The following is a 13773-nucleotide window of genomic DNA, read 5'->3' as shown; positions in this document are numbered from 1 at the left end:
CACCAACCTTCTCAGGAGCAGAATGTTCAGCAAGATTCTGGTAGCCAACCGTGGCGAGATCGCGATTCGCGCGCTGCGGGCCGGGCACGAACTCGGGGCGAAGACGGTCGCCGTTTTCCCCTATGAGGACCGCAACTCCATTCACCGTCAAAAGGCAGATGAGGCCTACAAGATCGGTGAAGAGGGACACCCGGTGCGGGCGTACCTGGACGTGGATGAGGTCATTCGGGTTGCCAAGGAGTCCGGGTGCGATGCGATCTATCCCGGATACGGGTTCCTCTCCGAGAACCCGGAACTCGCCCAGGCCGCCGCGGATGCCGGCATCACCTTTATCGGGCCGCGCGCCGAGATTCTGCGGTTGGCCGGCAACAAGGTGGAAGCGCTCAAGGCCGCCAAGCGCGCCGGCATTCCCACCCTGAAATCCAGCGAACCGAGCGCCGATCTTGATGAACTCCTGGCCGCTGCCGAGGAGATCGGTTTCCCCATCTTCGCAAAGGCCGTTGCCGGTGGCGGCGGCCGCGGCATGCGCCGGGTGGAGCGGCGCGAGGATTTGAAGGGGGCCCTCGAGGAGGCGATGCGTGAGGCCGAAACCGCGTTCGGCGACCCGACCATGTTCTTGGAGCAGGCCGTCATGCGCCCGCGCCACATCGAGGTGCAGATCCTTGCCGACAATGAGGGCAACGTCATCCACCTGTTTGAGCGGGACTGTTCGCTGCAGCGTCGGCACCAAAAGGTTATTGAAATTGCTCCGGCGCCGAACCTGGATGATTCGATCCGCCAGGCCCTGTTGCGGGATGCGGTGGCCTTTGCCACCGAGCTCGGCTACGTGAACGCGGGAACCGTGGAGTTTCTGGTGGACACCGAGGGGGAGCGCGCCGGTCAGCACGTCTTCATTGAAATGAACCCGCGCATCCAGGTGGAACACACGGTCACCGAGGAAATCACCGATGTGGACCTCGTGCAGTCGCAAATGCGGATCGCAGCGGGAGAGACTCTGGCCGAATTGGGTCTGGAGCAGGAAAACATTCAGGTGCGCGGCGCCGCCCTGCAGTGCCGCATCACCACCGAGGATCCGGCAAACGGTTTCCGGCCGGACGTGGGCAAAATTTCCGCATACCGGTCCGCAGGCGGCGCCGGTGTCCGCCTCGATGGCGGGACCGTGTACGCGGGGGCGGAGATCAGCCCGCACTTCGATTCCATGCTGGTCAAGCTCACCTGCCGCGGCCGCGATTTCGGTGCCGCCGTGACCCGCGCCCGCCGTGCCCTGGCCGAGTTCCGCATCCGCGGAGTCTCCACCAACATTCCGTTCCTGATGGCGGTGTTGGAGGACCCAGAGTTTGTCGCCGGGGACATTGCCACGAGCTTCATTGACAATCACCCCGAGCTTCTCAAGGCCAAGGTCTCGGCCGACCGCGGCACCCGCCTCCTGCAGTGGCTCGCAGACGTGACCGTCAACCGGCCCTACGGGGAGAATCCCGGGTTGATCGACCCGCTCACCAAGCTTCCGGCCGCCCTGGCGCAGAAGAACGACGGCGATGCCTCCTCATCCGGCGATTCCTCCATGAGCGGGGCAACCTCGGGTGGTGCCGCTGTGAGCGAAGGTACTGCCGGTTCCCGGCAGCGCTTGCAGGAGCTCGGACCAGAAGGGTTTGCGCGCGCCCTGCGCGAGCAAGTGCCGCTCGCGGTCACCGACACGACCTTTCGCGACGCTCACCAGTCCTTGCTCGCCACCCGGGTCCGTACCCGGGACCTGCTCGGGGTCGCGGCCGAACTGGAACGCCAGGTCCCCGAGCTGCTCTCCGTTGAAGCCTGGGGCGGAGCCACCTTTGACGTCGCGTTGCGCTTCCTGGGCGAAGACCCCTGGGCGCGGTTGACGAAACTGCGCGAGGCCCTTCCCCACACGTGCATCCAGATGCTCTTGCGCGGACGCAACACCGTGGGCTACACGCCGTACCCGACCGAGGTCACCGACGCCTTTGTGCGCGAGGCCGCGGCCTCCGGCGTCGATATCTTCCGCATTTTTGACGCGTTGAATGACGTCTCGCAAATGGAACCGGCGATCAAGGCCGTTCGCGAGACCGGGACGGCCGTCGCAGAAGTCGCCCTGTGCTACACAGGCGACATGCTAGATCCGGCCGAAACGCTCTACACGCTGGAGTATTACCTGGATCTGGCGCAGCGCATCGTTGATGCGGGGGCGCATATTTTGGCCATCAAGGACATGGCCGGTTTGCTGCGCCCGGCGGCGGCCGCCAAACTCGTCACGGCGCTTCGCGAACGCTTCGACCTGCCGGTGCATTTGCACACTCATGACACGGCGGGCGGACAACTGGCGACCCTGATCGCTGCCAGCGATGCCGGGGTGGACGCGGTGGATGTTGCGACCGCATCCATGGCCGGTACCACCTCGCAGCCGAGCGCCTCGGCGCTCGTCGCCGCACTGGCGCATACCGAACGCGATACCGGGATTGATTTGGAGGCCATCAGTTCGCTGGAACCCTACTGGGAGGCGGTGCGTAAGGTTTATGCGCCGTTCGAGTCCGGTTTGCCCGGTCCCACCGGGCGTGTGTACCGTCACGAAATTCCCGGCGGACAGCTCTCTAACTTGCGCCAGCAAGCCATTGCGCTAGGACTGGGCGATCGTTTCGAGGCGATCGAGGACATGTACACAGCGGCAGACCGGATGCTGGGGCACCTCGTCAAGGTCACCCCGAGTTCCAAGGTGGTGGGCGATCTTGCCCTGCAACTGGTGGGACAAAACGTGGACCCCAAGGATTTCGCGGCGAATCCGCAGAAGTACGACATCCCGGATTCGGTCATTTCCTTCCTCGCCGGCGAACTCGGCGACCCGCCGGGCGGCTGGCCAGAGCCGCTGCGCACCAAGGCGCTCGAGGGGCGCACCATTAAGAGCGCCGCACAGGACTTGAGCGCAGAAGACAAAGCGGCTCTCGACGCTGACTCGGCAACCCGCCGCGCCACGCTCAACCGACTGTTGTTCCCCGGTCCCACCAAGGACTTCGAGTCTGTGCGTGAAACCTTTGGCGACGTCTCGGTGCTGGACTCGCGCGACTACCTATACGGCATGAAAACCGGCGAAGAGTACGTCATCGAACTGGATAAGGGTGTCCGCCTGATCACCACCGTGGAAGCGGTGGGGGATCCGGACGAAAAGGGTATGCGCACCGTCATGTGCACGCTCAACGGCCAGTTGCGCCCCGTCTCGGTGCGCGATCGCAGCATCGAAACGACGGCTGTCAATGCCGAGCGTGCGGACACCAGCAAGCCCGGTCACGTTCCGGCACCGTTCGCGGGTGCGGTGACCGTCACCGTGGCCGAGGGGGACTCGGTGAATGCGGGCGACGCGGTTGCCACGATTGAGGCCATGAAAATGGAAGCCTCCATTACGGCTCCGGTCTCCGGTTCGATCAAGCGCGTCGCCATCGGCGCGATCGAACAGGTGCAAGGCGGCGATTTGATCGTGGAGATCGATCCAGCCTAGCCAGAACTAACTTGCCCGGCGCGACGCCAGGTGAGATAACCTTGAACCTTGAGGCAGTGCACATTATTCGCACCAATGTGCACCGAAGAGTTTGTGAGGATTCATGTCAGAGAGCGTCAATGGTGTTTCCCCGGCAAAGGGGAACTCGTCCGTACCAGACGCCACACCCGAGGCCACCGAGAACCCGGCGCAGAATGAAATGCACGACGGCGATGCCTCCGCATCGACGCCGGTCGCCGAAGGTTCGGGTGTGGAGAGCGCCCGCGAGCAGGCGGAATCGGGGGAGGACAGCGATAGCGATAATACGAGCGCCGAAAAGTCCGGCGGCACCACTGGGGTAGCCGGAAGCAGCGCGTCGCCGAAACTGCCGTCAACCTCGGCGCAGACCTCCGAGGGGGAGCAACGCCTGGTGCCCAATGGCCCGATCGCCTCCGAGAAGCCCGAGCGCGCACCCGCATCGGCGTCAACGAGTTCAACTGCGGCCGATTTCGAGGAGGATGAACCGACCTCGATCGAGGTGGAAACGAGTCCGGAGCCCGCCTCCTCGCTGACCGCGGACCGGCTGTTGGAAGGAAGCGCCCGCGCCCCGCAAAGCGGTTGGCGCCGGTGGCTTTACAACGTGAGCTTTGGCCAGATTAACGTCGGCGATTCACAAAAGGTGCGCGAGCAACGCGCCCGCGAGCATCGCATTTCCACCGAAATCGGCGACCGGGCACGCTATGTTGCGGTGCTCTCCCGTAAGGGCGGTGTCGGCAAGACGACCATGACGACGCTGCTGGGCATGGTGCTCGCCAACGTGCGTCAGGACCGCATCATTGCCATGGACGCCAACCCCGATCGCGGAACCCTGTCCGACCGTTCGCCCGGACGTGCGCAGTTCACCGCACGGCAACTGGTGAATAACCGTTTTGTGGTGGACTCCTTTGCCGAGCTCTCCCGGTATGTCGCGCGCGAGAACTCGCGTCTGCACGTCTTGGCTTCGGATACCGATCCGGCCGTCGCCCAAGCCTTTGACGAGGCCGACTACCGCGCCGTGACAGACATACTCGGCCGGTATTATTCGATCGTGCTCACCGACTCGGGGACCGGCATGGTGCACTCGGTGATGAACGGCACGCTCAACAAGGCCAATGCGGTTGTTCTGGTCTCCGGTGGCAGTGTGGATGAGGCGCGTCTGGCCTCGGAAACACTGTCCTGGTTGGAGGCGCACGGACGTCGGGACCTGGTAGAAAAGGCCACCGTGGTCATCAACATGGGCGCCGGGCACGGGACGCTCGTCAACATTTCCGAGATCGAACGGCACTTCAAGTCGCGAGTGAAGAACGTCGTGCAGATTCCGTATGACAAGCATCTCGCCGAAGGTGCGCAAATCGACGTCGATAAACTCGCTCCGCAGACCCGGGTCGCCGCAATGGATCTCGCCGCGTTAGTCGTCGACGAACTCCACGACTAACCCCTCCCGCCCACAGCAAATTTAAGCGCCTCCCAAGGTTTTCAGCGTCTTGTATGGCGCTGAATCCTGAAAAAGGCGCTTAAATTTGCTTAGGAGGTGGGGGCGGGGCGGGAGTAGATCTCTTCGATGACGTCTTGATAGTCGGTCAAGACCTTCGCACGCTTGATTTTCATCGACGGGGTCAAGTGGCCGCTGGCCTCGGTGAAGTCCTCGGGAACGATGCGGAACTCTTTGATCGCCTCGGCGTGGGACACACTCTCATTCGCTTTGTCCACGAGTTTCTGGATTTCCTCGCGCATTGCCTCCGATGCGGCCGCCTCCTCTACGCTTGCGCCGCTCATCCCGTGACGCTCCAACCAGCCGGGCAGGGCTTCCTCATCCAGGGTGACCAGCGCAGAGATGAACGGTTTCCCATCCCCGAGCACGACCGTTTGCGACACAATCGCTGCAGAACGGATGCGGTCTTCGAGCTGCGCCGGCGCCACGTTCTTGCCGCCGGCGGTCACGATGATTTCTTTCTTGCGCCCGGTAATGGTCAGGAATCCGTCTTCATCCAGCGAACCGAGGTCGCCGGTGCGGAACCAGCCGTCCTCGAAGACTTCGTCGGTGAGGTCTTCACGGTTGTAATACCCGGCGAAGACACAGTTACCGCCAGCCAGGATTTCGCCGTCCTCGGCGATACGCACGGCATTGCCAGGGATGGGGCGACCCACGGTGCCGATCTTGACCTTTTTCGGGGTGTTGACGGTCACCGGTGCCGTGGTTTCAGTCAGGCCGTAGCCTTCCAAGACCAGCAGGCCGATGCCGTGGAAGAAATGACCCAAGCGCTCACCCAGCGGGGCGCCCCCGGAGACGGCGAACTCCACTTTCCCGCCCATCGCGGCGCGGATCTTGGAAAAGAGCAGCTTGTCAAAGACTGCATGCTTAATGCGCAAGCCAAACGGCACCTTGCCCTCTTGCTGGGCCCGCGAATAATCGACGGCGGTCTGGGCCCCGGCGGCGAAGATCTTACCCTTGCCGGACTCTTCGGCCTTGAGCTGAGAAGAGTTGTAGACCTTTTCAAATACTCGCGGCACGCACAGGATGAACGTGGGCTGGAAGCTTTGCAGGTCCGGGAGCAGGTTCTTCACATCCGGGGTGTGCGCGACGGTCACTCCCTCTTCTACACACATGACGGCGATAAACCGCGCAAACACGTGCGCGAGCGGGAGGAACATGATGGTGCGGCCGCCGATGACTTCGGCGAGCTCCTTGCCGGCGTTGCGCGAGAGCGCGACAAAGTTCTTGTGGGTCAGCTCGCAACCCTTGGGTTTGCCGGTGGTGCCGGAGGTGTAAATGATGGTGGCGACGTCATCGAGATTCGCCAAGTTGCGGCGGCTCTCGATTTCGGAATCGTGGACACCGGTACCGAGGGCGGCAAGCTCCTCGAGGCCGGCGGCATCCATGGTCCACAAATTCTGTACCGAGTCCAGGTTCTCGCTCGTGATGGCGTCCTTGACCACATTCGCTTGGCCCTCCGATTCCGCGAACACCGCCTTTGTACCCGAATCCGAGACGATCCACGCAACTTGAGACGGCGAAGATGTCTCATAAATAGGTACGGAAATGGCGCCGGCAAACCAAATCGCATAGTCCACGAGCGTCCATTCGTAACGGGTGCGAGCCATGATGCCCACCCGATCTCCGGGTTCGATTCCCGCAGCCGCGAGGCCCTTGGCGAGGCTACGCACCCGTTCAAGAAACTCCAGAGCGCTCACGTCCCGATACTCGCCGTTGTCATCGCGCACCGAGAAAAGCGCCGGCAAACCGTTAGCGGCATGATCCACGACGGCCTGAGTCGCATTCGTGGAGGTGGGAACTTCAATCAGGGCGGGGGCAATAAATTCTTTGCCCGGTGTGGCCGCGGACGTATCTTGCACTGTGGCTCCTTCGACTTTGTGCACTGACGGGACAACACGTCGCCTCAAGAAACGTGAATGCTGACAGTCTATCGTGAAGATCACATTTTGTTACTCATGGGTAACATCCGTGGTGCAGACGCGTCCCCGCCTCTGCTGGACCTCGACTTACAATGACTGGGATGACTTCGCACGAGCTCCATAACCCGGCCATAGGTATCGACGTGGGCGGCACTAAAATTGCCGCGGCACTCGTGGACGAAGCGGGCAACATGTCCCACCACATGGTGCGCGATACTCCGGGTGCTGATCCGCGCGCGGTAGAGGCGGCCATTAGCGACGCGGTTTCGACGCTTTCCGGGTTTGCGCCAGCCGATGTCTGTGCGGTCGGTGTCGGTGCGGCCGGTTGGATGGATCGCAGCGGAAGCACTGTCGTGTTCTCGCCGCACTTGGCCTGGCGCAATGAGCCCTTACGCGAGTCGCTGGAAGCCACACTCTCGCGAAACGTTTTGGTTATTAACGACGCCGATGCCGCCGGATGGGCCGAATACACCTTTGGTGCCGGCGCGCACGAATCGCACCTGGTGATGCTGACCTTGGGTACCGGAATTGGCGGGTCGATGGTGTTTTCCGGTTCGCTGGTGCGCGGACGGTATGGCCTCGCCGGCGAATTCGGCCACCAGGTCTTGGTGCCGGACGGGCATGTGTGCGAGTGCGGCAACCGCGGTTGCTGGGAGCAGTACGCATCCGGTAACGCCCTGGGACGCGAAGCGCGTGCCCTTGCCGCCGCGGGTTCGCCCATGGCCGCCGGCATTCTTGACGACGCAGATGGCGACATTGCGCGCATCACCGGCGCGCTGGTCACTCGGCGCGCACTGGCCGGGGACGCGACCTGCATTGAAATGATTCAAGACGTGGGACAGTGGCTCGGGCTCGGGATGGCAAACCTTGCGGCAGCGCTGGACCCCGGCACATTTGTGATTGGCGGCGGTTTGAGCGCCGCCGGTTCCTTGCTTCTGGAACCGGCCCGCCGCACCTTTTCGCGAAACCTGACCGGACGCGGTTTCCGGCAGAGCGCGCGCATCGAGATCGCGACCCTGGGTGCCCATGCCGGACTTATCGGCGCCGCAGATCTGGCACGCCGATCACTGGAGAAATAACTGCTTAAAGCTGTGCGCCGTTATCGCCCTGGCCGCGCTCGGTGGGCAACCGCCACAAGAGCAGGCCTGCAGAGCCCAAGAAAACAATGACCGTTCCGATAAACCACCACGAGCTATTGGGCCGCAACAGCAAAATGACGATGACGGCAATGACGGAGGCGACCAATCCAACCCAGGCAAGCACGCTCACCGGGTGCGCGCTTTGGAGGTCCATGGACACCTCCGGGTTATATTTTTCGTCTTCGTCCGGCTCTGACACCTCATAGTCTCGAGGGCCGCGCCCCGGCATAGCACCCGGGGTGAGCATGGGCTCGTCATCACCGGGGGGATGTGGCTGGTAGGTGCGGTTCGTACGGGCGGAGGCATCGCCGTCGTTCTTCTCTTGGGATTGGCGCTCGGCGGGATCCTCCAGCGGGCCTGAAGTCGCCTCAAGGCGGGCAACGATCTCTTGCCACGTTTCGTCATCGACCCGAGGATCCTCAGGGTTATTTGGCGTGCTCACGGGAGTCCTCACGAAGGGTGTGGGCGGCGAGAAAGCGCAGAGATTCGGATTCGATGAGAGGAGCGTCGTTATCCAAGGTGGCGACGTGATAGCTGTCCTCCAGCCACACGATACGGGTCTGGGCGCGTTGCTGGCGCGAGATCCCGGTGAGGAGCGTTTCCACACTGATGTCATCAATGACCGTGTCTACGCGGGAGCGCAACAAAAGCAAGGGGGCATCGATCTGATGCAGTCGTTCGCGGGTGTTCGCCATGAGTCGACGTAGTTGATCCACGGCAGCCACGGCAGTGCGCGGATAGGCGTTTTCATCCACCCCGGGCTTCTTGATATTGCCGCCGATGGCCGGGGTGGAGGCCACGATGAACTTCAGCAAGTGCGCGTATTCGGCCGCGCGCGGCGGGATCACCAACCCGGGGTTGACCAACGCTAGTCCGGCAACCGGGTACTGGCTTGCCAACCGCAGCGAGAGGGTGCCGCCCATGGACATGCCAAACACAAAGACCTGGGTGCAGCGCTCCGCGAGATCCGCATACGCCCGTTCCGCGCTGGCATACCAGTCCTGCCAGCGGGTGGTTTTCAAGTCTTGCCACTGCGTGCCGTGACCCTCGAGGCGAGGCACGCTCACCGCATAACCGGCCCGGGCGAGAGCGCGCGCCCACGGAAGCATGGAGTAGGGGGCTCCGGTAAAACCATGGCATACGACGACGCCGATGTCGCCATGCGTGCCGTGTCCGGGATAGATGTACGGTTCCTCGCTCAAGAGTTCCAGGCCGCTTTCGATCATGTAACCATGGTGGCACAAGTTCTTCTGTCAATCGGCGGTATCTTTGTTATCGGATATGGTTCTCAATGTGCTGCAGCTGTGTTCCCCAAGGCGTAGCGTGAAAGGCAGTGTCGCGTGATCTACTGGGTCCTCAAACGGATCATCATCGGCCCCATCCTCAATGTGCTGTTCCGGCCCTGGGTGAAGGGCATGAACAACGTGCCCGCCGAGGGCCCCGCCATTTTGGTCAGCAACCACCTCTCCTTTTCCGACTCCATTTTTCTGCCCCTCGCGGTGCCGCGGCCGGTGGTGTTTCTGGCGAAATCCGAGTACTTCACCGGCAAGGGGTTGAAAGGGTGGCTGACCGCGCTGTTCTTTAAGGTCACCAACCAGCTCCCGATGGACAGGTCCGGGGGAGCGGCCAGCGAGGCAGGTTTGCGTGCCGGGATGGCGGTGCTTGAGAAGGGCGAATTGCTGGGCATCTACCCCGAGGGCACGCGCAGCCCGGACGGGCGCCTGCACCGAGGCAAGGTGGGCGTGGCCAAACTGGTGCTCGCGACCGGTGTGCCGGTGATTCCGGTCGCCATGATCGGCACCGATAAGGTACAGCCGATCGGTAAGCGCGTGCCGCACATTCGCCGGATCGGAATCATTGTGGGCGAGCCCATGGATTTCAGCCGGTACAAGGGTATGGAGGATGACCGTTTCATCCAACGATCGGTCACCGATGAAGTCATGTATGAGCTCATGCGGCTCTCCGGCCAAGAGTACGTTGACGTGTATGCGTCCACCGTAAAAGATCGGCTCAACGCGGCGAAGACGGAGAAGCCCCAGCGCTAAGGTTGCCGCTGTGTGACGCGCACAATAGGCGATGTGCGCGATTACGGCTACCCTATAGGGGTGATTGACGTGCAAAGCGAACCCAGAACCCTGACCAGTGTGAGCGCCAACAGCCCGGTTGCCGCTGACTATCCTGGCTTGGATTCGTGGCGCGCGCTGCCCATCAAGCAACAACCGAGCTGGCAAGATCACCCAGAGTTTGAGTCCACCGTGCGTGAACTCAATACCTTGCCGCCGCTGGTATTTGCGGGCGAGGTAGATGACCTGCGCGAGCAATTGGCGGCCGCCGTTCAGGGCAAGGCCTTTGCGCTCATTGGCGGTGACTGCGCGGAAACCTTCAGCGACGCGACCGCCGACAAAATTAGCGCCCGCGTCCGCACCCTGTTGCAGATGGCAGTCGTCTTGACATACGGCGCCTCGCTGCCGGTCATCAAAATGGGCCGCATGGCCGGGCAGTTCGCCAAGCCGCGCTCTTCGGACACCGAGACTCGTGACGGCGTGACGTTGCCCGCCTTCCGCGGCGATATCGTGAACGGCTTCGAGTTCACCGAAGAATCCCGCGCCCATGACCCGCGCCGCATGGTGCAGGCATACCACACCAGCGCCTCGACGCTGAATCTGATTCGCGCCTTCACCCAAGGCGGTTTCGCGGACTTGCGCTCGGTGCACCAGTGGAATCGCGGATTCATGCGTAACCCTGCGCACTCGCGCTACGAAACGACGGCCCGCGATATCGATCGGGCGCTGAAGTTCATGGAGGCGTGCGGCGCCGATTTTGACGCCCTGAAAAAGGTGGATTTCTACTCCAGCCATGAGGCGCTATTGCTTGACTACGAGCGCGCCCTCACCCGCATTGACTCGAGAACGCACACTCCGTACAACACGTCGGCGCACTTTGTGTGGATTGGGGAGCGCACGCGCGACCTCGACGGCGCGCACGTGGACTACATGTCCCGCATCCGCAACCCCATCGGCATCAAACTGGGGCCCACCACCACCCCAGAAGAGGTATTGGGGTACATCGAGAAACTCGATCCGGAGCGCGAGCCGGGCCGGTTGACCTTTGTTGTTCGGATGGGCGCGCAGAATATTCGGGAGAAGCTCCCGGCATTGGTGCAGGCCGTCAAGGACTCCGGCGCCCAGGTTTTGTGGATCACCGATCCGATGCACGGCAACACCGTCACGAGCGCTAATGGTTACAAGACGCGCCGCTTTGATGACGTCATGGATGAGGTGCGCGGTTTCTTCGAGGTGCACGAATCCTTGGGTACGTTCCCGGGCGGCATGCTGGTGGAAATGACCGGTGATGACGTCGCAGAATGCCTGGGCGGCTCAGATCCGATCGATGAGGCGGCCTTTGAAGACCGTTACGAGACCGTGTGCGATCCGCGCCTGAACCATATGCAGTCCTTGGAATTGGCATTTCTGGTGGCCGAATCGCTGACCAAGAAATACGCCGGTTAGACAACCAAAAGCGTGATCGTTGAGCCCTCGGGAGCACTTGGCCCCGAGGGCTCAATGCTGCGTACGGTGCCGAAGATGCCGCCGAGGTAGCGTTGAACCTCGACCGTGAAGCCCAACTGTTCCAGCGCCCGCTTGACCTCGGCCTCTTGCTTGCCCACCAAGTTTTGCGGGATGTCGATCATTCGCGGCCCCTTGGACACCACCACCGTAATTGCTGAACCTTTCGGCGCTTGCGCTCCGGTAGCCGGATCCTGGGAGACGATCTTTCCGTCGGGGACGTTCTTGTCAAAGACGCGTTCCGGTGTCACTTGGATTTTCAGTCCAACGTCGGCGAGGGCGGTTGTCGCCTCGTCGACGGTCTTGCCGCTCAGATCGGGTACCGGGACCGGTTGTACGCCGCGAGAAATCACCAGGGCTACCGGGGTTTTCCCGCGAACCTGCGCCTGTGCTTTAGGGTCCTGGGAGATGACCTGCCCCTCGGGAACGGTATCGGAATACTCCTGAGTGACCGCCCCGGTGCTCAGCCCGGCGTCCGCAAGCATATTGCTGGCGTCATTTTGGGATTTTCCGGCGAGGTCAGGAACCGCGAAGAGCTGTGGACCCTTGGAAATGAGTAACGTGATCCCCTCAAACCGTCGAATGCTGGATTGGGCACCCGGTTCGGTGCCCGCCGCTTTTCCCGAGGCGACCTCCTCATCAAAGACTTCTTGCGTTCGGATCGGGAGCCCGAGATCTTCCAGCGTGGCGGTGGCTTCTTGGGCGTTGGCGCCGCGCACTTCCGGGATGGTGACTGAGACCCCGGGGCCGGCTCCGAAGAACCAAGCGGCGATACCGCCGAGAACGGCCAAGAGCGCGATGACAATGATCCACAGCGCGGCGCGCCGGCGCGGCTGACCGTTTTCCAGTTCATGCGTGGGGGTGGCGGCCTGTTTTGCGGCCAGTTTTCGGGCCGCCTTTGCTTCACGCTTTGACAGTGGGCGGGGCGCGGCGTCCGGTGCGTTCGGATCTGTCTGCACAACATTGCCGAGTACGGGGCCGCTCTCATCGTTCAGACTGAGCTTAGGCTGCAAGTCCAGGGCGGTGGTGGGAGCAAAGCCCGCGTTCATGATGGTGGTCGGGTTCTCCCCGCCCGCACCGGTAGCCCCGCTTTCGGGGTGGAGCACTACGGTGTCATCGGACAGGGCCCCCGCGGCGCCGGTCGGAGAACCGAGAACTTCGGTTGCCGCAGAGTGGTCAGCCGGAGGGGCGTCTGCCGCAGAGTTGGCGGCCGCAGAGTTGGTGGCCGCACCACCGGTCGGGGACATTCCCGCCATTTTCCGGGCGGCCGGAGGGACGGCATCCAATTCTTCCGGCGTCAACGAGGAGCGCAAGTGCCGCAACTCCTCGAGGAGGGCGGAGGCGTCGACGGGCCGGTCGTCCGGATTTTTCTCGGTCGCTTGTTGCAATAGCTCCACGAGTTCCTCGGGGAGTCCCGGCGCCAGTTCCAGCGGATCCGGAAGCGGTGAATTGACATGCTCAAACGCCACCTGCACCGCCATATCCCCGGTGAAGGGGCGGCTTCCGGTCAACAGCTCATAAAGCATGACGCCCACGGCATACACGTCGCTGCGGGTATCGGCCTCTGACTTTTGCACCAACTCGGGGGAGAGGTATCCCACGGTGCCCACCAAGGTCGCGGTTTGGGTCGCGGCGGTGACCGCCCGGGAGAGTCCAAAGTCGGCCAATTTGATACTGCCGTTGTGACCCAGCAGCACGTTTTCGGGTTTGATGTCGCGGTGGATCAGCCCGGCCTCATGGGCGGCGGCCAACCCCTCCACGACCGGATCGATCAGCGCCAGGGCCTGCCGCGGCGTCAGAGCACCCTTGTCCTGAAGCAATTCGCGCAGGGTGGAACCGGGCACGTATTCCATCACCAAATAGGCAACATCCCCATCGATGCCCTGATCGATGACCCCGACGACATGGGGGTGAGACAATCGTGCAGCGCTCTTCGCTTCCCGCTCAAAACGGTCCACGGCTTGCGGGTCCATGGCCAGGTGCGGGAGCAACACTTTCAGCGCAACGTCGCGCTCAAGACGCACGGCGGTCGCAACGTAAACCGTTGACATTCCGCCGCGCGCGAGTTTGGCGTTGACCCGGTAGCGACCGTCAAGGATCGTCCCGGTGAGGTGATCGGTGGCGTTTTCTTGCACTC

At 62.6% G+C, this 13773-nt stretch carries 9 protein-coding genes; 5 read left to right on the top strand and 4 right to left on the bottom strand.

The window, feature by feature from the left end; translation table 11 throughout:
- The first annotated feature begins 22 nt into the window (after nucleotides 1-22).
- Both O148_RS0102075 and O148_RS14225 read left to right on the top strand, forming a co-directional pair.
- A complete protein-coding gene (locus O148_RS0102075) occupies nucleotides 23-3499 on the top strand; it encodes a pyruvate carboxylase (protein WP_026529605.1) in 3477 nt (1158 codons plus the stop codon).
- Nucleotides 3500-3602: 103 nt separating this feature from the next.
- On the top strand, nucleotides 3603-4952 hold the full coding sequence (locus O148_RS14225) for a MinD/ParA family ATP-binding protein (RefSeq protein ID WP_084156960.1): 1350 nt from the start codon (nucleotides 3603-3605) through the stop codon (nucleotides 4950-4952).
- A gap of 89 nt (nucleotides 4953-5041) precedes the next feature.
- Here O148_RS14225 and O148_RS0102065 read toward each other — a convergent pair whose 3' ends face one another.
- Nucleotides 5042-6871, bottom strand: coding sequence for an AMP-dependent synthetase/ligase (locus O148_RS0102065; protein ID WP_026529604.1), 1830 nt, complete (start codon nucleotides 6869-6871; stop codon nucleotides 5042-5044).
- Nucleotides 6872-7032: 161 nt separating this feature from the next.
- On the opposite strand from O148_RS0102065, the gene O148_RS14220 reads away from it, so the two are divergent.
- The gene (locus O148_RS14220) at nucleotides 7033-8010 is read left to right on the top strand and encodes an ROK family glucokinase (RefSeq protein WP_035744452.1); all 978 of its coding nucleotides are present in this window, start codon (nucleotides 7033-7035) and stop codon (nucleotides 8008-8010) included.
- Between the two features lie 4 nt (nucleotides 8011-8014).
- Here the strand turns inward: O148_RS14220 and O148_RS0102055 are convergent, their stop codons facing one another.
- Nucleotides 8015-8512, bottom strand: a complete 498-nt coding sequence (locus O148_RS0102055) for a hypothetical protein (RefSeq protein WP_026529603.1) — start codon at nucleotides 8510-8512, stop codon at nucleotides 8015-8017.
- Nucleotides 8496-9296 (bottom strand): alpha/beta hydrolase, encoded by an 801-nt coding sequence (locus tag O148_RS14215; protein ID WP_075204248.1) that lies wholly within the window; start codon nucleotides 9294-9296, stop codon nucleotides 8496-8498. The genes O148_RS0102055 and O148_RS14215 overlap by 17 nt, the downstream gene beginning before the upstream one ends.
- A gap of 114 nt (nucleotides 9297-9410) precedes the next feature.
- On the opposite strand from O148_RS14215, the gene O148_RS14210 reads away from it, so the two are divergent.
- Together O148_RS14210 and O148_RS0102040 are read left to right on the top strand one after the other, a co-directional pair.
- A complete protein-coding gene (locus O148_RS14210; RefSeq protein ID WP_035744450.1) occupies nucleotides 9411-10115 on the top strand; it encodes a lysophospholipid acyltransferase family protein in 705 nt (234 codons plus the stop codon).
- Nucleotides 10116-10178: 63 nt separating this feature from the next.
- Nucleotides 10179-11579: a class II 3-deoxy-7-phosphoheptulonate synthase gene (locus O148_RS0102040; RefSeq protein WP_420805739.1), complete on the top strand. Its 1401-nt coding sequence runs from the start codon at nucleotides 10179-10181 to the stop codon at nucleotides 11577-11579.
- Here O148_RS0102040 and O148_RS0102035 read toward each other — a convergent pair.
- Entirely contained in the window at nucleotides 11576-13771 is a 2196-nt protein-coding gene (locus O148_RS0102035; protein WP_026529601.1) for a Stk1 family PASTA domain-containing Ser/Thr kinase, read from the bottom strand. The two genes, O148_RS0102040 and O148_RS0102035, sit on opposite strands and share 4 nt — an antisense overlap.
- Nucleotides 13772-13773: the final 2 nt, after the last annotated feature.

The sequence above is a fragment of the Haematomicrobium sanguinis DSM 21259 genome (genome assembly GCF_000688395.1).
Taxonomy (GTDB): domain Bacteria; phylum Actinomycetota; class Actinomycetes; order Actinomycetales; family Micrococcaceae; genus Haematomicrobium; species Haematomicrobium sanguinis.
This window is presented reverse-complemented; position numbering and strand designations above follow the sequence as displayed.

What these genes read in the sequence shown, in the direction of transcription:
- O148_RS0102075 (WP_026529605.1), top strand. Translation starts at nt 23, where the DNA reads ATGTTCAGCAAGATTCTGGTAGCCAACCGTGGCGAGATCGCGATTCGC.
- O148_RS14225 (WP_084156960.1), top strand. Translation starts at nt 3,603, where the DNA reads ATGTCAGAGAGCGTCAATGGTGTTTCCCCGGCAAAGGGGAACTCGTCC.
- O148_RS14220 (WP_035744452.1), top strand. Translation starts at nt 7,033, where the DNA reads ATGACTTCGCACGAGCTCCATAACCCGGCCATAGGTATCGACGTGGGC.
- O148_RS14215 (WP_075204248.1), bottom strand. Translation starts at nt 9,296, where the DNA reads ATGATCGAAAGCGGCCTGGAACTCTTGAGCGAGGAACCGTACATCTAT.